19 protein-coding genes are annotated in these 20,235 nt (G+C 45.0%); 4 read left to right on the top strand and 15 right to left on the bottom strand.

Annotated features, from left to right (window positions below; translation table 11 throughout):
• Nucleotides 1–106: 106 nt before the first annotated feature.
• Nucleotides 107–535: a hypothetical protein gene (locus tag IS446_RS08935; protein ID WP_203059961.1), complete on the bottom strand. Its 429-nt coding sequence runs from the start codon at nt 533–535 to the stop codon at nt 107–109.
• 218 nt (nt 536–753) lie between these two features.
• Here IS446_RS08935 and IS446_RS08940 point away from each other — a divergent pair, with 218 nt between their 5' ends.
• Entirely contained in the window at nt 754–1,974 is a 1,221-nt protein-coding gene (locus IS446_RS08940; protein WP_203059963.1) for a porin family protein, read from the top strand.
• Here the strand turns inward: IS446_RS08940 and IS446_RS08945 are convergent.
• The 4 genes from IS446_RS08945 to IS446_RS08960 form a co-directional block, all read right to left on the bottom strand.
• On the bottom strand, nt 1,955–3,070 hold the full coding sequence (locus IS446_RS08945; protein ID WP_203059965.1) for a C40 family peptidase: 1,116 nt from the start codon (nt 3,068–3,070) through the stop codon (nt 1,955–1,957). The two genes, IS446_RS08940 and IS446_RS08945, sit on opposite strands and share 20 nt — an antisense overlap.
• Nucleotides 3,071–3,080: 10 nt before the next feature.
• Nucleotides 3,081–3,431 (bottom strand): cystatin family protein, encoded by a 351-nt coding sequence (locus IS446_RS08950; protein ID WP_203059967.1) that lies wholly within the window; start codon nt 3,429–3,431, stop codon nt 3,081–3,083.
• 81 nt (nt 3,432–3,512) lie between these two features.
• Nucleotides 3,513–3,665, bottom strand: coding sequence for a hypothetical protein (locus tag IS446_RS08955; RefSeq protein WP_203059969.1), 153 nt, complete (start codon nt 3,663–3,665; stop codon nt 3,513–3,515).
• 200 nt (nt 3,666–3,865) lie between these two features.
• Nucleotides 3,866–4,633 carry an MBL fold metallo-hydrolase gene (locus tag IS446_RS08960; protein WP_203059971.1) on the bottom strand — a complete coding sequence of 256 codons (768 nt, stop codon included), beginning with the start codon at nt 4,631–4,633 and terminating at the stop codon, nt 3,866–3,868.
• Between the two features lie 456 nt (nt 4,634–5,089).
• Here IS446_RS08960 and IS446_RS08965 point away from each other — a divergent pair, with 456 nt between their 5' ends.
• On the top strand, nt 5,090–5,908 hold the full coding sequence (locus tag IS446_RS08965) for a GLPGLI family protein (protein WP_203059973.1): 819 nt from the start codon (nt 5,090–5,092) through the stop codon (nt 5,906–5,908).
• A gap of 39 nt (nt 5,909–5,947) precedes the next feature.
• A complete protein-coding gene (locus tag IS446_RS08970) occupies nt 5,948–8,662 on the top strand; it encodes a carboxypeptidase regulatory-like domain-containing protein (RefSeq protein WP_203059975.1) in 2,715 nt (904 codons plus the stop codon).
• Nucleotides 8,663–8,723: 61 nt separating this feature from the next.
• On the opposite strand, the gene IS446_RS08975 is transcribed toward IS446_RS08970, so the two are convergent.
• The 10 genes from IS446_RS08975 to IS446_RS09020 all read right to left on the bottom strand — a co-directional run bounded on the left by IS446_RS08975 (nt 8,724) and on the right by IS446_RS09020 (nt 17,712).
• Nucleotides 8,724–9,311, bottom strand: coding sequence for a class I SAM-dependent DNA methyltransferase (locus tag IS446_RS08975; RefSeq protein ID WP_203059977.1), 588 nt, complete (start codon nt 9,309–9,311; stop codon nt 8,724–8,726).
• Between the two features lie 127 nt (nt 9,312–9,438).
• The gene (locus tag IS446_RS08980; RefSeq protein WP_203059979.1) at nt 9,439–9,903 is read right to left on the bottom strand and encodes a hypothetical protein; all 465 of its coding nucleotides are present in this window, start codon (nt 9,901–9,903) and stop codon (nt 9,439–9,441) included.
• Between the two features lie 9 nt (nt 9,904–9,912).
• Nucleotides 9,913–10,302, bottom strand: coding sequence for a VOC family protein (locus tag IS446_RS08985; RefSeq protein ID WP_203059980.1), 390 nt, complete (start codon nt 10,300–10,302; stop codon nt 9,913–9,915).
• Nucleotides 10,299–10,913, bottom strand: coding sequence for a hypothetical protein (locus tag IS446_RS08990; protein ID WP_203059982.1), 615 nt, complete (start codon nt 10,911–10,913; stop codon nt 10,299–10,301). Before IS446_RS08990 ends, IS446_RS08985 begins: the two co-directional genes overlap by 4 nt.
• 136 nt (nt 10,914–11,049) lie before the next feature.
• Nucleotides 11,050–11,433 (bottom strand): hypothetical protein, encoded by a 384-nt coding sequence (locus IS446_RS08995; protein ID WP_203059983.1) that lies wholly within the window; start codon nt 11,431–11,433, stop codon nt 11,050–11,052.
• Between the two features lie 2 nt (nt 11,434–11,435).
• On the bottom strand, nt 11,436–12,710 hold the full coding sequence (locus tag IS446_RS09000) for a DUF885 domain-containing protein (protein ID WP_203059985.1): 1,275 nt from the start codon (nt 12,708–12,710) through the stop codon (nt 11,436–11,438).
• 12 nt (nt 12,711–12,722) lie between these two features.
• Complete coding sequence (locus IS446_RS09005; protein ID WP_203059987.1) at nt 12,723–14,090, bottom strand: CocE/NonD family hydrolase; 1,368 nt, start codon at nt 14,088–14,090, stop codon at nt 12,723–12,725.
• Nucleotides 14,091–14,212: 122 nt separating this feature from the next.
• Complete coding sequence (locus tag IS446_RS09010) at nt 14,213–14,845, bottom strand: DUF998 domain-containing protein (RefSeq protein WP_203059989.1); 633 nt, start codon at nt 14,843–14,845, stop codon at nt 14,213–14,215.
• 124 nt (nt 14,846–14,969) lie between these two features.
• Nucleotides 14,970–15,824: a helix-turn-helix domain-containing protein gene (locus tag IS446_RS09015; protein ID WP_203059990.1), complete on the bottom strand. Its 855-nt coding sequence runs from the start codon at nt 15,822–15,824 to the stop codon at nt 14,970–14,972.
• Nucleotides 15,825–16,179: 355 nt separating this feature from the next.
• On the bottom strand, nt 16,180–17,712 hold the full coding sequence (locus IS446_RS09020) for a CotH kinase family protein (RefSeq protein WP_203059992.1): 1,533 nt from the start codon (nt 17,710–17,712) through the stop codon (nt 16,180–16,182).
• Nucleotides 17,713–18,525: 813 nt separating this feature from the next.
• Between IS446_RS09020 and IS446_RS09025 the strand changes: the two genes are divergently transcribed.
• Entirely contained in the window at nt 18,526–20,193 is a 1,668-nt protein-coding gene (locus IS446_RS09025; RefSeq protein ID WP_203059994.1) for a hypothetical protein, read from the top strand.
• The last annotated feature ends 42 nt before the right edge of the window (nt 20,194–20,235 follow it).

The raw sequence follows: 20,235 nt of genomic DNA on the forward strand, positions 1-20,235 counted from the left end.
TAGTTAAAAACAAAAATACATGAGCGTGAAATAATAGTGGTAAGCGTGAACAAATTTTGCAATGCCCCCTTAATTACCTGTAACTTATACTCATGGATTCAAATTCTTAAGGCCGATTCTCCCCGATCCATTTTTGCAGATCACCAATTTCCTCCCGAACAAAGTTGTTCCATTCGGTGGTATCGGTTAGCCCGGCTTCTTTCAATGCCCTAAGGTACCAATCCTTAAATTTAAACATGGGCATACTTACAAAATCACTAAAGTCGGCACCAATAAACCACACCTTATCTAAATGTGCCAGCACCTCATCTACAGAGAGGCGCTCATTGCTGAATTTCAAATGGTAATTGCCATAACTAAACACCTCGATCAAATCCAATTCGAACAATGCTTTGATCACCTCCATCCCCTCAGTCTTTGCCTCGGCGCTGGTATAATCGCTATATCCAATGTTATTAAGAATGTTGTAGATATACTCCACTCCATCGGGCATAAAAAGTTCCCTATTCTTTTCTGCAAACAATTGAGCGTTCATCGAAGTTTTTAAAATCAAAAGTTCCTAGACAATTTAGACCATCTCCGGCAATAATGTGAATTTATCTTTCTTTTTCTATATCATTTAAGTAGAAAAAAGGAATAACGAAAGGGATAGCTTCCATAAATAACCAGATCACAAAAGACGAAAACACAAATTTTTGTTGTAGGTTAAAACCTACTTTTTTAGTTTTACCTCCCTAATTATTAGCAACCCCTATGAAAGCAATTTACTTTTCATTACTACTTACTTTACCACTGCTCACATTCAGCCAAAATACCTTTGAAAAAGCACACATTACCACCACAAAAGGTGAGAAATTAGATGTTTTTGTTAAAAACTGGGACTGGATAAATTCTTCTAAGACCATAAGCTATAAATCATCGATGGACTCCAAAATAGTAAACCTACCCGTTGAAGACATAATGCTTTATGAGATTCCGTCAAAAGGGATAAGAACAGAACGATTCACTGTTGAAATAGATTGGGAGAATGAAAACAGGAAAGAAGATAACGCATCAAACTATCAAGAGGAAAGTATACTACTTAATTACCTGGTAGATGGTGAGATCGATCTACTGGAACATGGAAGAAGTCAGCGCTATTTCTTTTATAGAAAAGGTTCGGAAACTCCAAAATTACTGGTAAGCTACAGGTATACTGAAAACAACCTGGTACAATCCAATGCTAAGTATCGCGAACAACTCTATTCACAATTCAAATGTGCTTCAATAGGATTAGAAGTATATAAAAAACTCCCCTATTCGAGGAAAAAGCTAACGGATATCTTCGAAAAGGTTAACGTCTGCCAAAATGCGACCTTCAAATCGTATGAAACCAAAAAGCCATTAGGCGTACTGAAGATGTCTGTAAACGGCGGAATTACTTCCATGGCCTTAGAACAAAGTGTAAGGCAGGAAAACGGCATACAAAAAATCGATTACGACAATAACACGGCTGTTACCGGAGGACTGGAAATAGAATACCACTTTAACTTTAACAAAAGAAACTGGAGTATCTATACCAATCCGACCTACCAAAACTACGGACGCCAGGAAAAACAACTCTCCTTGTTTGGATACCCCGGAACAGCTACTGCGCAATACAGTTTTATCGAAATACCTTTCGGGATCAGACGCCATTTCGTCCTGAGTACCAAGTCCGCCTTATTCATTCAAGCCGATTACGGGGTTATCGTTCCCTTGAACAAAGACGACATCTTTTCCTTTACACAGGACCGGGAATTTCAAGAAAACTTTTACGTTACCGATGATTCAGGGTCGAATAGAAGTCTGAGTTTTGGACTGGGATATAGTTTCAAGGATAGCTATGGGGTAGTACTGAAATACTATTCAAGCAAGGAAATTTTTGATGGAGGAGCTATCAATGGAAATTTTGACGGAGCTTTAATGATCCTTTTCAGATACAGGGTTTTATAAGGCTTCCTTTCTTCTGCAGATCGGATGTTCGCGCAAATAAGTCTCCAGGGGTAATCAGCGGATTAGCCTTGAGAAGCGATTCTCTGGATATTCGATCTGTAGTAAAGTTAGTATCCTCACCCCGAGCTTGATTTGTTTTATACAAGGTAGCCATAAACTTATCTGAAATGTTTTTTAACCCGGCTATTACATACGCAGGATCTTCTCCTAAATAATCATTCCTCAAAAAGGTAGGCTGAACGATCTCGTCACCTATTTTTCCGGGTTGAAGACTGTCACTAGAGCGGATCTCAAGCTCCTGCCACAGGTCATTGACTGAATCCAAACGCGTAAATCCTCCCTCCCATTGTTCTACTTCAGCAAACATTTCTTCCAATTCCCCGTCATTCACCCAGGCATTCAGACCTTCATCAGCCGGCATCTTTAAATCAGGATCCGAATCGCAATCAGTCAGGGAAATGTTTGGATAAAGCATACGATCACGATCGTGCTTTTGACCTTTAACTCCGTAGAACGAACCCCATATACTCTTCTTCATACCACCTGAAGCATATGTCTTTTCTCGTAAATCTTTGAGATCCTCCTCTCTGTTGATCCGGATCTTATAAGTGGATTCCCCTTTGTGAGTGGCCCCATTAAAAGACTTGTAAACAAACTCAGAACAGATCATGGTGGATCTATTCTGCTCCCGTAAGGTGTTCAGAATGGCACTAGCCTTCTCCAGGACTCTCCTCACAAACCTAACCACCGCCGGATTGAGATCTACTTTTCTGGTAAGACAGATCATTGCGATCATCAAAACCTTCTCATGGGCGAAGTCACTTCCAATAAACTTTTTACAACTCGCCATAACGGCACTCATATCCTCAGCAGATTCCATATGCCTGAAAACGGTGATATCGGCATCTGTATAACTTTCTTCCAGGTTTCTGATCACAACCCCTTCCCCTATAGCCTCGGCTACCTTGCCATTACCCATATAGATCGCGGCATGATGTGCCTTAGTACCATCAAACCACATGATGGCCCTGGAAAGCCAGTGACTGCCATTGCAATGCATCAGGATATCTCCTTTCTGAAGTTCGTTTTTAGTCATAAATTATCTGTTACTCCTTTAATTCAGGCCGCTTGGTAAGCGAAAATTCCCCCGAAAGATCTCTGTAAACCCGGGCATTCCATACTTCATTATTTTCCATCTCAAAGTTCAGATCATAATTCATGCCTTTAACCACCTGCTTTTTCGCACTAATGATCCGAACAAGCTTTAACGGAGTATCCATCTCGTCCAATACAAAGGCTACCGCCTCCTCGATCTCAGGATCGATCGGAGCCTCTTGCCACCCTCCAGCCGTGCTCTTTCCAGGAGCACTTTCCCAATCCTGTTTACATGAAACAAGCAATAACAACATCGTAATGAAAAACAAGACATCTCTTTCTTTAAGACCTTCTAATCTCATCTTAAATTCACTTTACATTATTCAATGAACACCGATCAACACTTTCCAGTCCCTCACCTATTCTTAGTAATCTATTGCGTATCACCCCTCATAATACCAAAGGAAATGCCGGAAGAAAAATGCTTCCTGGCTGGAGGATATGGAAACGATCTCTATGCTATCTGTATTCGCATTTACAAAATCCAGTAGCTGCTGCTTATGACTAAATTCTTTTACTTTGAGTGCTTTCTTCATAGTTATAGGGTTATGCCTTCCTTCGCTAAAGCTATGGAGGATGACACGGTTGTGCCCTCCTTCGCTAAAGCTATGGAGGATGACACGGTTGTGCGGGTTTATATCTGTAATTGTTACCGGGACATGATTTTACTTTCAATAGGATACTAAATACTGATAAAGGATCGTCATTACTCTTTATTCTTGGCTCTTGGTTCTGTTTAATACACTATACTTTCTCCGTCTTCCGGCACAAACACCTTATCTGATAGCCCTATACTTTCAACTTCTCTTTTGAGCTGTTCTCTTGTGGTCGGACAATGATTCACCGCCTCCATATGGTTGGCGATTACTTCTCCCGGGGCATTTTTGATAAACTTCAGAATATCATCCATACGCATGAGTAAAGGCTGGAAGAAATCCAACTGCGCTGTACCACAGGCCACGACGGCGATACCGGGGTTGAATTCGGTAAGCACCTTATGCACATCATCAGTGTAAATGGTATCGGAACTCAGGTAAAGGGAACGCTCACCAGGTAATTCCAGGTAGAATCCCATAACATTCCCCATGGGTTTTGCCACATATCCATAACCATGGCGGGCCGGAATACCCGTAATGGCTCCTCCCAGAAATCTACTTTCTTTCCAGTAGTCTATAGTCTGTTCTACGTTAAGGCCCCTCTTTCTGAGCTCCTCGGCATCGAGCACACTGCAGGCTACCGGAATTTGATGCTCCTTTAAAAAACGCTCCCCTTCCTTGTCCAAATGATCGGGGTGCAAGTGGGTGATCAAACAATGGGTGGTTCTTTCCACGGCAGCCATGGCATTGGCAGGCAGGTCTACTATGGGGTTACGCCTTGGTTTAAACCTTAACAAGGTAAACGGAGGTCCCGCTTCCCCCTTTTTCGAAAGCATGGGGTCGACCAGGATCACATGGTTCCCCGATTCGATGATCATGGTGGCATTACGCAAATGTTGAACCCTCATAAATGTGATGTTGAAGATGGATAAATGATGATCACAGCACCGGAAAGAAATGGCAGGGATGAGGAATACTAAGATACGGGGAAATGGGGAAATGGGGAAATGGGGAAATGGGGAAATGGGGATGTGGGGATGTGGGTAGACAGGTAGTGATAAAGTAAAAAAATACATCCTTCGTCTTCGCGAGGTTTACGGAGTAAACCGTGGCGATCTCATTAAGGGTAAGTAGGTACCTGGGTAAGCGGGTAAGCGGGTAAGCGGGTAAGCGGGTAAGCGGGTAAGCGGGTAAGCGGGTAAGCGGGTAAGCAAGGATAGAAAGAAATGGTAAAGGTTAAACATTATTAACGCTAAAAGTCTAACTAACACCAACTTGCCCGTCAAATAATGTTAATTTTTAGACAAAATTCTATTTTTGTTTAACTTTTTGATTAGTTTTGATAAACAAAATATCTACCAATTATGAGATCTTTAATCATTACTGCCTCCCTCATCCTTTTGATCGTATTCACCTCCTTTGCACCTGAAATCCAGCAATTCCAGGGGCAAGCCGTATACTATTCCAAATCGAAAATGGAATTAGGAAGTTTTGGGGCACGTATGAGCGAAGCCCAAAAGAAGCAAATAGAAGCCCGGCTGAAGAACCGACTGGAAAAAACCTATACCCTTAATTTCAACAAGGAGGAGTCGATCTTCACTGAAGACGAAAAGCTTGATGCCATTTCCGGAGCTACTGACTCCTGGGGCGACAACTTCTCAAGAGGTGACCAATACAAGAATGTGAAAGAAAATGCGCTTATCCAAAGTCAGGAGTTCTACGGTAAGCGTTTCCTGGTAAAAGATAAATTACAGGAGATCAAATGGGTCATGGGAAAAGAAACCAAACAGATCGGACAATACACCTGTTTTAAAGCGAACGCGGTGGTACCGACCAGGGAGCTTGCCTGGTACGATTTTTCATGGGGAGACCTCAGGTCTGCTGAGAACACAGAAGAAGGTGCTGAACCGGACACTGCCCTCACCAATATTGAAGCGTGGTACACTCCACAGATCCCCGTGAGCCACGGTCCCGGAGAATACTGGGGACTCCCCGGACTCATTCTCGAAGTAAGTGCAGGGAACACCACCATGCTCTGCTCCAAGGTAGTACTGAACCCTAAGGAGACCATTGAGATCAAAGCTCCCAATAAAGGACAGGAGATCAACAAGGAAGACTATCAGGAAACCGTTATGAAAAAAATGAAAGAAATGCGGGATAACCGCGGAAGAAGAAGATCCTAACCTCCCCTTCTAAATTCCTGAACCCTTTACCACCATCTGATGAAAAACATCCTTTTACTCGCTTTTCTGATCTCGGCCCTTACTGCACAGGCGCAGATCAAGATCGAAGGCGTTGTTACCGACACCCTTAACAATCCGCTGGAACTGGCCAATGTTATTGCCATTAACCAACAATCCAATACGCTGGAATCCTACGGGATCACCAGTGCAGAAGGCAGGTATCAACTCGATCTCACAAAAAATGCCTCCTACAAGATCCAGATCAGCTATGTGGGGATGAAAACCGTAGAAGAGATCATTACGGTTAAAGAAACCGATATCAAAAAGGACTTCATTATGCAAGCCGACAATGTGCTCGATGCCGTAGAAGTGGTGTATGAGATGCCGGTAACCGTTCAGGGGGATACCGTAGTATACAATGCCGATTCCTTTAATACAGGTACCGAAAGGAAACTTGAAGACGTCCTCGAAAACCTGCCCGGGGTGGAGATCAATGCCGACGGACAAATCGAGGTCGAAGGTAAAGTGGTGAATAAACTCATGGTAAACGGCAAAGACTTCTTTGATGGCGATACCAAACTGGCCACACAGAACATTCCTGCCAAAGCGGTAGACAAGGTGCAGGTATTGCGAAACTATTCGGAGGTAAGCCAGTTGAGGAGTGTGCGTAACAACCAAGATAATTTTGCCCTTAACATCAAACTCAAAGAAGGTAAAGAAAACTTCTGGTTTGGGAATGTCACTGCAGGCGCAGGTAGCTCTCCCGATGACGCCTTATACCTGGCCCAACCCAAACTCTTTTATTACAGTCCGAAATACAGCCTCAACTTCATTGGCGACCTCAACAACACCGGAGAGGTAGCCCTTACACGACGGGACATCAGAGGCTTTGGAGGTGGATTCCGCCCCCCGAGTAATGGCAGTGGAACCAACCTCAACCTTGGGGATAACAGCCTGAACTTTCTCACCAACCAAAATAATGCCCTGGAAATAGAAAACAAACTGGCTTCGGGAAATTTCAGCTACTCTCCCAATCCCGGCCTTGATCTGAGCGGATTCCTGATCTACAACAGCAGTCGTATCCTCTCACGTGAAAACAGCTTTGTACAATATACCGATCCGGAACTTGGCATTCCCGATGAGATCACCGAACAGTCCAGTAAGGAGCGTTCCAACCAGGGGGTGCTTAAGCTCAGCGCCTCTTATCAGCCTAACGTCAACAACCAGATGGATTACGATGTACTGGGACGTATAAGCGACGACAATCAGCTGCAAAACGTATTCTCCTCCGTGATCGGAAATACCGATCAGCTGGATGAAGTGACCTCATGGAGTATCAACCAAAATTTCAATTACTACTACACCCTTAACGAAGACAATATCTTTGCCTTTGAGGCGCAACACCTGTATCGCAATGAAGATCCGTTCTACAATGCCATACTTCAAAATGACGCACAAGGAGATGACAACTACGATCCAACGGCCGAAGCCCTTGGTTTAGACACCACCCAGGATAATTACAATATCGTACAAGATCGCCGGATCAAGTCCAACCAGCTCGATGCCAAACTGGACTATTACAATATCCTCAACACCAAAAGTAACCTGAACCTCACCCTGGGAACCATTCTGAGCAAACAACAGTTTAACTCCGACCTGTTTCAGTTCCTTTTGGACGGTTCGCGATTTGACCCTACCCCTAATTTTAATGAGGGAAGGGCTACCAACGATACCGAGTACATTTTTAGTGACATCTACCTGGGAGCCCACTACCGCTTCAGAACAGGGAAATTCACCATAACCCCGGGCTTCTCCATCCATGCCTATGGGAATAAGAACATCCAGTTTGGGGAGACCTATGAAGATAACTTCTTCCGTTTCCTTCCCGATTTTGAGACCAGGATCCAACTCAAGAAAAGTGAGTCGCTCACCCTGCGCTATGAGATGCGTAACCAGTTTACCGATGTAACACGGCTGGCAGCAGGGTTGGTGTTGAACAACTACGATAACATTCAGTTTGGAGAGCCGGAGCTACAAAATGCCCTGTCGCATAATGTAAGCCTTGTATACAGCAGCTTCAACCTTTTTAATTACACCAATGTTTTCGTAAGGGCATCTTATGCCAACAACATCGATCAGATACGAAGCCTGACGAATTTTGAGAACGTGATCAGGACCAGTACCTTCTTTAACTCCCAGTTCGCCGATGAGAACGTGAATGTGTTCGGGAGGGTACAGCGCACGTTTGGAAAGGTGCAGGCCAGTTTGAACGCCAGTTTCAATTACAGTAAGATCAACCAGTTCATCCAGGGCAACCGCTCAGTTAATGAAGGATATACACAAACCTATACCCCCGGCCTTCGCACCAACTTCAAGGTGGCTCCTAACCTCACCCTACGGTACCGCTATAGTGTGACCGATAACAACCAGGGGAATCGTAAAACTAAATTTGTCACCAATGCCCCTTCGGCCGAACTGGATGTTTACCTGTGGAAGAAGGTAACGCTCAGATCAGACTACACCTATACCGACCAGGACCTGGGGAACGGGAATTCACAGTCGTTCCAGAACTGGAATGCCACCCTCTCCTACCGCAAGGACCGGGATGCGCGATGGGAATATGAGATCAGGGCCACGAATATCCTGAATATCGACGCCCAGGTTCGAAACAGCGCCAACAATATTTCGGTATTCGTTTCTGAAAATTTCATTCAGCCGCGATTCATTACCTTTAGGTTTGTTTACAACCTTTAAAGAAGGGTGTTATTATTTGTACCTCAGGTTTATGACGCCTGAAACCTCACAGGCAAAAAAATTAATCGGCAGGGCTACCCACCGCCATGATCACCGGCATTTCTGAATCATCGAAAGACATGCTGAAAGGCACTGACAAGGTTTTGATATGGAGGTTTGCCTTTTCAAAAGCTTCTTTGATCTGTCCCCTGCTAAGGGCATTGGGAGCATCTTCCTGCTCCGCCAGCCAGTCCCATTGCACAAAGACACCTTCATCTGTCAACATGGAAGTGAGCAACCTCAGCGTTTCCGGATAGTCGGGAAGAAAGCTACACACCGAAGATGCCACGATAAGATCGAACTTTTCGCTTAACGCCTCATACGACCGGATCAACTCCAGGGATAATTCGGCTGCGATCACTTCGACATTCTCAAGGTCTTTTTTTGCCAACATATCGATCATCCCTGCCGAAGCATCCAGAGCGACGATCTCCCGCGCTTCAGGCAACATCAACTCACTCAACAGGCCTGTACCACATCCGAAATCGAGGATGCGCAGTGCTTTCAGATCAACAGCTTCCGTAAGATTGGCATATGCCTTTTGAGCATAAACCGTTACCAGGGGGTACTCCTCCCACTGCCCGGCCATATCGTCCCATTCGTTACTCATACCCTATCGATTGAAATAGTAGTAACCCCATCACAGAACTCTGCAAGAAGGATGCTGAATGTTATGAGGTTATAAAGTTATGAAGTTACGGGGATATGCATGTTATAGCTCTGAATCCGCGATTGCCTTACCTCTTTATTTTTTTCGTAAGACGTTCCCATAAAAGGGTCACACAGTACAAGCTGAGGACCAGTAGTGCACCGTAAACGATCCCATTGGTAAAACGCATAAACCACACATAGGCTTGCGGACTCCCTCGGAAGCCTTCGACTGCCGAAGAGAAGCTAAAGCTCATATTACCGGCAAGCAAGTAAGACACCGGAGCCCACAGGATCGCGAGCAACAGAGACAACCGCAACACCCCGGAAAGAAAAGCATACCATTTCCCGGAAGGATCCCGCAATTCCTTCACCCAGAAATACAGGGTTGCAGGCAAGGCCATTAACCCCGCCCAGGTAGTAAAGGTCCCCAGTGGAATGGTATCGGCAGTATCCAGACCTAAGGTTAATAGTGAAGAACCAGAGAGTAATAAGGCCAGAGAAATCAAGGTAATGCCTAAGCTGGTAAAAAAGTAAAGCTTTCTGTTTTTCATGGGTGTGGGTTATCTGGTTTCCTCTTTTATTCTCCATGGCGGATCCAACCTGTTCTCCCCTCCGTAATACAGAATAAGCCTGTTCCCATCGGGATCCTTCAGGCGTGCTTCCCGCCAGAGCCAAGGTTGGTCGGTGGGATCCTGATCGAATTGAATTCCCAGAGTTTTTAGTTCGGCCACCTTTTCATCCAGGTCATCACATTCAAAATACACATAAACCCCTTCTCCTGAAGGCAATTCATCTACACGGTGAATGGAAAAGGAGGCATTTCCGTCCGGACAAACAAAACGGGCGTAATGCGGCACTGCCTTTACAATAAGTTTGAGTCCGAGGTTTTCATAAAAGGGCACAGAGATATCGAGGTCAAGGGAAGGTACGGTGATCTGGTTTAAGTTCATTCTTCTTCTGATTTAGCATTGGAGGCTTCAAAATCGGTCTCCAGTTCCGGATTTAAAAACACGTAGCGTTCTCCATCTATGCTAACGATAATCGCATCATCCCTAACCTGGTTGAGCACATCATATTTATCGTGAACTTCCAAAGGTTTAACGAACAGCATGCGCTCCTGCTCCTTATTGATCCTGGCATTACCCCATAGCCTGTCACTGCGTAAAAAATCACCATGCTTTCTTGAAGTAACCTCAACAGGCAGGTCTGCAATAGGTATAGATGACGTTTCGCTAAGCGCTATCAACACTTTCAATACCTTGCGATGTTTACCATATTTGCGGAAATAGCTCACCGAAATATTAATATCGGTTGAATCCTTGAAGGTCAGATTATAAAAATCTCCTTGTACTTCATTAAACCTCCCCTTTTCATTGTAATACAAATACGGCACTAAGTGATAGTAAGAACTTTTATAGTTCGGACTCATGGCAGCAATACCTCTCGCATTAAGCGCTGATAAAGGAACCTCAGGTTTTATGGCATAATTGGAAAGCACCTTATTACCGGAACAAGAAACCAGAAGGAAAACCAGTAAAGCATAAACGGGGATGAATTTCATTTTTATAAATACATGGGTTTGTTAATTTGACCATCTTCGAATGCCATGATGGCCTTCACCCTCTAAAGTAATGAAAATATACTATCCCCTTCAGGTTGAGATATTCAAGAAAAGAAACTTTTATCCATTAAAAAACTCAGGATCGAGGCAGGTATGCTTCAGAACGGATCGGGTTGCCGTGTATATCGACCACCGAAAACGGAGTATGCGGTTTTCCTTTTTGAGCCGCGAACTTCTTTTTCAGATAATCTTCCTTCAGCGTTTCCGGAACCTCGATCACCAGGGTATCCTTTGTACCACCGGTTCCCCGAATGCGACGTTTGAAAATATGCCTTCCCCGATAGGATTGAAACTCTTCATCAGAAATGATCCTGCCATCTTCTTCAGACCTATATACGGCATCGATCTCCTTGATCACCATTTGTGCCTGAAGGCTATGGACTCCAATAACTGCGAACAATAAAAGAAAACAAAGAACCCGGAGTCCTGTATACTCATGTTTCGTCGTGCAATTTGCCATCGCTAACTTTTTATGTGTTTTGTTAATACAGACAGGGGAATATCTCCATAGGCCAATAAGGCTTCATGAAAATCCCTGAGCCTGCTATCAGGAATATCGCCTCTTAACTGTTTGATCACGGCAGCGCCGTATTTATAGGTAATGACCTGTGCCGGCCATTGTTTCATGCGTTCAATTTCACGCATCCCAATTGCATCTTTTCCTCTAATATGCTGTCGCCAAAAACGGAGCGCTTTTTCATCAGACCACCCGTAATAATTAAGCCCTACATCAAGAACCACCCTTACCGACCGGATCAGATTCCATTCGAGCATGCCGTACTCGGTAGCCGGAGTATCGTAGAGTCCCAATAAATCTCCAAGCTCCTCCACATAGGCACCCCATCCTTCTGTAAAGCAATAGGAACTAAAATGTTCCCGGACCGTTCCGGTGGTCGCTAAGCCTCTCAAATAAAACTGATAGTGATGCCCCGGTATCGCCTCATGAAGATACATCCAGTGTGTGCTTCCTCCGTCATAGGTATCTCCGAAAAAATTATAATAAAAGGTATCATTGCTATAGTAGCCCGGTACACGAGCCAGGTCTGGGTTAGTCCCCCTGTCTATGTTTACCACGGGCACTTTATCAAGGTGCGGAAAATAAGATGTTGCCTTACGGCGTAAACGAGAGCGAAGCTCAATATAATACGCCTGTACCTCCTTAGCATCCTTGAATTCAAAAGCATGTTCGCTGAGGAATTGAGCCAATGTTGTTTCGCCAACACCGTGCTTCCTTTTAAAATCTTCGATCATCTCCTCAACCCCGGCGATCTCCTGCAATCCGAAGGCATAGGCCTTTTCGGGGGTCAGATCCTTATCGACCCATCGCTTGAGGAAATAAACATACCATTCTTTCCCCATAACCTCATGTGCGAGTCCGCTTCCCTTAAGCGGCGTACTTTCTGCACGCCATTTTTTCTCAAGGTTAATACGCTCCAGGTTCATGTCGATCTCGTATTGGATCATATCGAGTTCGAGCCGCTGATGTGCCGTAAGTGCAGTACGGTCTGTATGGTAGAAGATAGATCCTTGTTCACGAAAAAAGGCCTCCTGAGCGGCTACTGCTTCCGGAGATCCTATAGCCTCCAGGTTGGCACGGTAACTCAATTGAAAAGGGGGGAGTTCCAGATCCTGATACTTTTTAATAAAACCATCAACTGAAGTATCAAAATCATTCCCCCCTGTCAATCCACCCCAAATGAAAAGGGTCATCAAAACTAAACCAGAAAATAATCGCATTGCTCAGAATGTTTAACCCCTTACCAGGGAATTCATCCAAACGATACTTCTTTGGGCCACCTCCGGATTGTACTTTTCCCTGAGCGCCTGGCTGTAGGTACCATTGGTAAGAGCCCGTATATTTTGCTCCATGCTTTCGAATTTCAGGAAGGCGTGATCGGTATCGGGAACCAACTCAAAAATTGCCTTCCCCTGATGGTCGTTCACCAGGTCTGCGATCATCCTGGCGTACTTAGCATTTATTGCCTGTATATCATACTCACCATGCATGACATTGACGTTGGTGGTTACCTGCTTCCAGGCATTGGGAATATCAATATCTGCCAGGGAGCGCCAGAATTTATAATGACGTCCCAGGTAATAACCACGTTCCAGCTCGGCTTTTAGTCCCTCCCTGCTCAGGTATTCGGTATAACGCCCGCTGTTTACCATTTCAGTATTCGAAAGGTCACTAACCATTAGATCTTCTATAAAAGGGAAGCTTTGCTTTGAGGCTTCCACCACCTGTTCTTTGGTCGACCCGAACATCATTTGTTGTTCGGTAACCACATCTTTCATATAATCGCACCAATTCTTACCCACGGTACCATATACGATCACCCCTTTTGGTGAAACCTGTTGGGCTAATATGGGAGCCACGATCCCGCCCAGAGAATGTCCAAACAGGAAAATATTATCCTTATCTATCCGGGCATCTTGAAGTAATGTGCTATAGGCCTGGGAGAACGCTTCCAGCTCCTGGTGAAAGGTAATATCCATACATCCGGTCTCACAGTCGCTATCGCCCATACCTGGCTTTTCTACCATATAAACAGCGTATCCAGCAGTTATCCATTCATTAATGAGCTTCTTCATAGGCACAAAGTCCGGGTACTCCACCGACTGGCAGGTGTATCCCTGCAAATAGAACACTACAGGAGCGTTTTCTTTTCCCTTGGGAGTATAGAGTATAGATCTTAAGTTATTCCCTGGGTAAGACACCACTTCGTAGTGCAGATCGGCCTGCGGATGCTCTTCAAAGGGTCGTGCCATGGCCTTACCCTTATAGCGACGCACCTCCCCGTTCTCATTCACAGCGACCTCAAGGTCTGCTCCTCCTCTGATGGCACTGGTTACACTTCGAAAACTATTGAGGTCATAGGTTTCCTGACCATTGATCGACAGCAATATGCTGCCTTCCTGAATGCCCATTTTTTCGAAGGTGAATCCGGGTCTCACGCCCTGAATATAAACACCACGGTCTACATCTCCTTCAATATTGGCTTCAGACAATGGCCCTACGGCTACCCCGAACATGGCTCTTCGTTCCAGCTCCTGCCCAGTCACCAAAGTAATGACGAAGAGCAGGAGCATACTCATAACTGTGTTTTTTGATCTCATGATGGTTTTAATTTTTAACTCTGAAGTCAAAGAAACCGGATTTCAAAAAGGGAAAGGGCGTAAAAATTGCTAAAACAAAACAGCGGCCTTGTAATCGCCTATTTTACCGGCGCTATACCTGGTTAAGCCTGGACCTTACTGAGAGCATACCTTATGGGTTTTACAGAAAGATAAATACTGATAAAACCTATATACAGGTAAAAGGTAAAAAGCAGGAACCGTTGTACCGCACCATAGTATTCAAGAGGGTAAAGGTCTGGAGCAAATGCAGGGGTCAGGTTAAGAAAGATCCCGGTTACAACCAGGGCAAAACAGGTGAGTGAGATCCTTGTAAAGGCCGCAGAAGTCCTTCCCTTCCATAACAATGCAAAGCTCAGCGGAGCGCTATACCCTACGATCATGAGCAGTCCGAAAACATTATGTAACGCATGAGGGGTGGGAAAGAAACCCAATCCGATCTGACAAATGGCGTAAGACAATAGCAGGATTCCGGGAACCCCCGACATGCTGTTTTTTCGGGCAAAACCAATAAGCAATCCGGAGAAGATCGCCAACAGTACTCCAACGACCACGCAAAAGATCTGCCAGGGCAGTTGAAGCGGAGATCCGGCTCTTCCGATCTCACTCACGGTCTGCGCCAGAGGGTTATAACCTTGTACGAGGCCTCCCAATAAAATAGTTCCGGCGATAAAAAGTATCGCAACATTCCATCCTAGGGCAACCCCTCTGATCTGGTGTGAATTTGATGTTTTCATAATTGATGATTTTTGATTGATGAAATGTAATAGTATGCTACCCCATGAATACCATGGGGTTCTAGATCGATCTCAATGTATAAGTGAATCGCCTTAGAGAAAGCGTAAAAATTGCGAAATAGGATCAGGAAGCCTTTTTGAGGGCACGTCTCAGGTTCTTGACATCTGAAAATCCCACCATATGATTCACCTCGGCCATCGAGAAATCCTTTTGCAGCAGCTCTCTGGCTTTCTCCAGTCGGATATCCAGCAAATACTTGTAAGGTGTTTTGTTATAGATAGACTTAAAACTCCTCAGGAAATGATACTTCGACAAACAGGCATTCGCTACGAGGTCGTCAAGATTGATCTTCTCGGTGTAATTGGCAACGATAAAATCTCTTGCTAAAGACACCCTGCGGTAAAGTTCCTCACGGGTTACCCTTCGGGCGGAATCAAGATTCTTCATTTTTCCTTCCAGCTTCAGCTGATCATTTACCAGACACTCGGCCAGACCAACAAAAAAACCATCCATATCAAATGTCTCCTCTCCTCCTTGATGTACTGCATTAATAACCGTATTCACGTTATCGTTCAGAAAAACACCCGTTTGGTTCTGATGATAATGACAAAACTGCTCGGTAAGCCTAACCTGATCCTTTACCATGAGGTTATCCAGCAAGGCCTCCTCATGGAGCAGGCGGGTGCGTGCCACATCATTGATCAGTTCGGCAGAAGGAAAGATGCAGACCCCATGAACTCCATTGTGGTCATCTATGGTAAGTCCCAGATCACAATGCTTATCAACGATCAGAAAACGATCGCCTTCAACGTCGTAATGGTGGCCGTTAACTTTATAGCGCTCTGTACCCGAACGCACGATCTTCACTGACGGACGAGGAGTTTCTGTGCGAACTTCGAGATGGGAAACCGAAGAGATCACAAAGTCTCCCAATGGGTTATTCTCAGCAATGCTTTTTAATTCAACTGATGCTTTCATTGGCTAGGTGTTTGTTATAAGACTTGAGAAAATTCACTATGTAACAGCTCTTAACATAGTTTAACAAACAGTGATGCGGTAATGCGTTGATGCGGTGACACGGTGACGCGGCTTTAAGAGGAATGTCTTCGCGAGGTTGGTCTGCCAACCGTGGCGATCTCATAAAGGTTACAAGGAGAATGGGGCATGGGGAATAGAGAGTGGAAAATCGGGAATCGGGAATTGGGGATGTTTCAAATATTCGATCTTGATCAAAAAAAAGGGAAGACCAATGGGAACCCACTGTGTCTTCCCTTTCAGCTCAAAAGTCAAAAGAAAGTACATGAAACCCGGATAACAGCCTCCGGGCGGACTTTTATTTACTGAACTCGCTATCGAGCCAGTTCATTCGGGTCGTTAGCCAATTCTTGAGGTGATCGACCTCTTCTTCATAGGTGTCAAACCATACCGGATTTGGCCATACGTAGTTTCCAAGGGTGCCCCAAAGCTCGTAGTTATCGGTTTGGGAGGCATCGATATAGTTGGCATACGCATCGATCTTACCCAGTAAGTATCCCATATTATTTTTATAATATTGAAAACGCTCTTTTACAGCATTGGCAAAATAAGGATCCTCAAAAAGCCTTGAAAACCATAAATTATCTTTGATCCAATACCCTTCGGTGTATCGGGCATCGGTATATTCCACATTGCCATAAGAAAGATCAAAATCCCAAAGCGGCCCCATTTTGATCTTTTCTCCCGGGACCCATGTAAAGTAAATACTCGACCAGAACTGGGCATCGGTCGTTTTGGAGATCTCATTGATCAGGTACCAGTCTACAAAACTCGGCACATCGATATACGCCCGGTAACCGGTATCGGGATCCTTAAAGTTTGATCCGAAAAGCGCGGATTCAAATTCGTTGATATGATTGCTAATCGCATTGTAGGCAGCACTACCCTGTGCGATCTCAGGCGACTTGATATTGAACACGTTGTTGGCGAAGTGACTGGTGAAAATCTCCGGGGTAAAATACACATCTTCCGGATCCAAACGCTCCAACTGGTCGATCTCTACCAGGTAACCGTTTTGCCCGATATTCACACGATTCGGGGTCACCTCTACTTTTTGAGCCATCAAATAGGTACCCTGATAATCGTCATTGACAAACAGGTCTACGAATTCACCCTTTGGGGTATAACCAAGCGTACTCATAGCTCCCATTTCATAGGTGATCTTATTACGCATAAGAGATTTATCGGACCACTCTGCCAGGAATACCCACTTGCGATCTGCCGGAATCCCCAGCATTTCTGTGCTCTCTGAGAATTTTACCTGATAGGGCTTTTTACCAAATTCGACACCCTGCCACCACGTGGAATTACCACGACCTTTGATCTTCATAAGGGTTTCCTCCATATGCGGATAATCCAACTGGCCATATACCGCTATATTTCCCACTACATAATCCTCTTTAGAATCGATGGGGAGATCATTGGTATCTACATATACAACAGGGATCCCATTATCATACCGCAGGCGAATATCATAAGTAACCTTTCCGTCTCCATCAGGATATTGCACGGTCAGGGTAACAGGGGTACTGAAATCCCCTTCAGTACTTCCACTTACGTAAGGCATGCCGTTCATCTCGAACTCCACATCACCGGCATTAACCCCAATGGTAGACACCAGGCTTTTCATGGTAGCTCCCCTTGGAGCGGTTCCGAAAAAGGTATGGTCGCCGTCAAAGGTGAGTTTCAGATCAGTGGAGAGTGAAGGATTGTCTTCTGCTTCGAAAACAATATTGTACACCTCAAGAGTTTCACGAATAACCGGTTCATTGGTATCCTTTTGGCAAGACGCCATAAAGCCGATCGCGATCAGCAGGAAAAGTCTTTTCATTAATGTTAGTTTAAGGACGATGGCCAGGAGATCAAAGTATCCAATTCCATCACCGAACAAAGATATACGATAGTGTGGGATGTAATCATGATTTTGGTCAGGGAAATGGGATCTCTCCCAGCAGCATTACTGTAAGCCGATTTCCTCCTACCCTAAACTTTGGAATAGAGCAACACGCTCCAGCGATAAGAGATCCTCCTTCGCTAAAGCTTCGGAATAGAACAGCACGCTCCAGCGATAAGAGATCCTCCTTCGCTAAAGCTTCGGAATAGAACAGCACGCTCCAGCGATAAGAGATCCTCCTTCGCTAAAGCTTCGGAGGATACAAAAAAAGGCTGCAGAATCTGCAGCCTTAAAAACACTAACCAACCAATAAACTTCAATAATCAAAAATCAATTCTACTCACTAAAAGTTCAACATGCCTGTAGGGCTTAGGCATGTTACTATAACACATAGGTTAAGCAATATCTTGAATGATCGTGAAAGCTTTCACTTTTAAAACCACAACCATTTATATTCCAATGATTTAACGATGCAAATATACATCAGGAGTCAAGCCCGGATATTGTAAAAACCGAGGGTAAAATTTCATTTTAATAACTGATTAACAGTGTGTTACGAAGTTATAAGGTTATGAGGTGATTTGGGATATGAGATGCGGGATACGGGATGCGGGATGCGGGATGCGGGATGCAGTTTAAAACAAATCTTTTTCCAAACCTAAAATAATAATTAGGAATACCCCCGAAAAAGAATTCTTGGGAAACCAAAATACTTGTCAGATATTTAATAGAATTTATATCTCCTGTACTATGACACTCACAGCCAGACTAAAAAACTACCTCGGTCTTCTATCAGGTCTTAGCCTACTCCTGCTCACCATACCCCTCCATGCGCAAAACGCTTTATCCGGAGGCGAAAGTCACCCCGAACTCGTGACCCTCTTTAAAGCCTGGAGGGCGTTTGAAAATCCGCCCTTGAAAGACGGTGCTCCCGATTACACCCAAGCGACCTTTGAAAAACGGTGGCCGGAATTCCAGAAATTAAGAGCGCAATTAAAAGGCATCAATAGGGAAAACTGGACCGTACCTCAACAGGTAGACTGGCATATTGTTTGGGCCGAGATGAACGGATATGAATTCAATCAGCATGTGCTTAAACCGTGGGAACGGGATCCCGCATTTTACAAGTCGATTTGGATGTCAAGAAGTGATGTCCCCGCCCATGAGGGGCCTACCCATCATGCGGTGACTGAAGTGTGGCAATACGATTTTCCGCTATCGGAAGCAAATCGGGAGAAATTCCTGAACTCCATTAGCATCATCCCTGCACTCAATACACAAGCAAAAACCAACCTCACCGGAAACGCCAGGGATCTGTGGATAGCCGGGATCAGGGATATCGAAACCCAGGTAAGTGACCTAACCCAACTTAAAACCCTTCCCGGGGTTGCTGAAGACAGTGAGCTGGCCACTGCAATCGACCAGGCCATGGCCTCCACCCTTGAATTGGCCACATGGCTCAAAGAGGAAGCTCCTAAAAAAACAGGTCCATCCGGTATCGGAAAAGACCAATACACCTGGTACCAGCAAAACGTGCACCTGGTGCCCCTCACCTGGGAAGATGAGGTCATGCTCCTGAAAAGAGAACTCGCCAGGGCATGGTCTTCCTTAAAACTCGAAGAACACCGCAACCGCAACCTCCCTGAACTCGATGCTGCCAATAGTCCCGAAGCCTATGACGCCCTTGCAAAAAAGGCTGCAGAAGAACTTATCAATTTTCTCGAGACCAACGAGATCGTTACCGTCAAAGACTATTTCAAGCCTGCCCTCGATGCACACCTGGGAGCCTTCGTTCCGGAAGCAACCCGGAATTTTTTCTGGATCACCGCCCACCTGGATCCCAAGCCCCTGTTCTCTCATTTTTACCATTGGTTCGAATTGGCCAGGATGGATCTGGAGCCTCAGGAAAATACCATTCGAAGGGGTGCTTTGCTCTACAATATTTTTGACTCGCGAAATGAAGGAATGGCCACCGCAGTAGAAGAGATGTTTATGCAGTCAGGCCTCTACGAACAAAATCCGCGGGCACGAGAGATCGTTTATATCATGATCGCTCAGCGCGCGGCCAGAGGACTCGGTTCGCTTTATGCACATGCCAACGAGATGACCATGGAAGAGGCCGGTACCATTCACTCGGAATACACGCCACGGGGATGGATGAAAACTGAAAAAGAATTACTCATCTTCGAACAACACCTCTACCTGCGACAACCCGGTTACGGGACCAGCTATATTACCGGGAAGTACCTGGTGGAAGAGGCCATGGCGGCATACGCCAAAATGAAGGAGTCTAAGGGGGAGGATTTCAAACTCTCCGATTTCTTCGATACCCTGAATAGCATCGGGAATATTCCGATCGCCCTGGGGCAATGGGAAATGACCGGAGATGGATCACATTTGAAGGGAATCAATGAATAGATATGATTAGGGAATGGGGAGTCGGGAATGGGGAGTGGTGAG

It is taken from the genome of Robertkochia sediminum (assembly GCF_016786255.1).
GTDB classification, from domain to species: domain Bacteria; phylum Bacteroidota; class Bacteroidia; order Flavobacteriales; family Flavobacteriaceae; genus Robertkochia; species Robertkochia sediminum.

Coding starts and splice junctions, on each gene's coding strand:
- IS446_RS08935 (WP_203059961.1), bottom strand. CDS start 535: ATGAACGCTCAATTGTTTGCAGAAAAGAATAGGGAACTTTTTATGCCC.
- IS446_RS08940 (WP_203059963.1), top strand. CDS start 754: ATGAAAGCAATTTACTTTTCATTACTACTTACTTTACCACTGCTCACA.
- IS446_RS08945 (WP_203059965.1), bottom strand. CDS start 3,070: ATGACTAAAAACGAACTTCAGAAAGGAGATATCCTGATGCATTGCAAT.
- IS446_RS08950 (WP_203059967.1), bottom strand. CDS start 3,431: ATGAGATTAGAAGGTCTTAAAGAAAGAGATGTCTTGTTTTTCATTACG.
- IS446_RS08955 (WP_203059969.1), bottom strand. CDS start 3,665: ATGAAGAAAGCACTCAAAGTAAAAGAATTTAGTCATAAGCAGCAGCTA.
- IS446_RS08960 (WP_203059971.1), bottom strand. CDS start 4,633: ATGAGGGTTCAACATTTGCGTAATGCCACCATGATCATCGAATCGGGG.
- IS446_RS08965 (WP_203059973.1), top strand. CDS start 5,090: ATGAGATCTTTAATCATTACTGCCTCCCTCATCCTTTTGATCGTATTC.
- IS446_RS08970 (WP_203059975.1), top strand. CDS start 5,948: ATGAAAAACATCCTTTTACTCGCTTTTCTGATCTCGGCCCTTACTGCA.
- IS446_RS08975 (WP_203059977.1), bottom strand. CDS start 9,311: ATGAGTAACGAATGGGACGATATGGCCGGGCAGTGGGAGGAGTACCCC.
- IS446_RS08980 (WP_203059979.1), bottom strand. CDS start 9,903: ATGAAAAACAGAAAGCTTTACTTTTTTACCAGCTTAGGCATTACCTTG.
- IS446_RS08985 (WP_203059980.1), bottom strand. CDS start 10,302: ATGAACTTAAACCAGATCACCGTACCTTCCCTTGACCTCGATATCTCT.
- IS446_RS08990 (WP_203059982.1), bottom strand. CDS start 10,913: ATGAAATTCATCCCCGTTTATGCTTTACTGGTTTTCCTTCTGGTTTCT.
- IS446_RS08995 (WP_203059983.1), bottom strand. CDS start 11,433: ATGGCAAATTGCACGACGAAACATGAGTATACAGGACTCCGGGTTCTT.
- IS446_RS09000 (WP_203059985.1), bottom strand. CDS start 12,710: ATGCGATTATTTTCTGGTTTAGTTTTGATGACCCTTTTCATTTGGGGT.
- IS446_RS09005 (WP_203059987.1), bottom strand. CDS start 14,090: ATGAGATCAAAAAACACAGTTATGAGTATGCTCCTGCTCTTCGTCATT.
- IS446_RS09010 (WP_203059989.1), bottom strand. CDS start 14,845: ATGAAAACATCAAATTCACACCAGATCAGAGGGGTTGCCCTAGGATGG.
- IS446_RS09015 (WP_203059990.1), bottom strand. CDS start 15,824: ATGAAAGCATCAGTTGAATTAAAAAGCATTGCTGAGAATAACCCATTG.
- IS446_RS09020 (WP_203059992.1), bottom strand. CDS start 17,712: ATGAAAAGACTTTTCCTGCTGATCGCGATCGGCTTTATGGCGTCTTGC.
- IS446_RS09025 (WP_203059994.1), top strand. CDS start 18,526: ATGACACTCACAGCCAGACTAAAAAACTACCTCGGTCTTCTATCAGGT.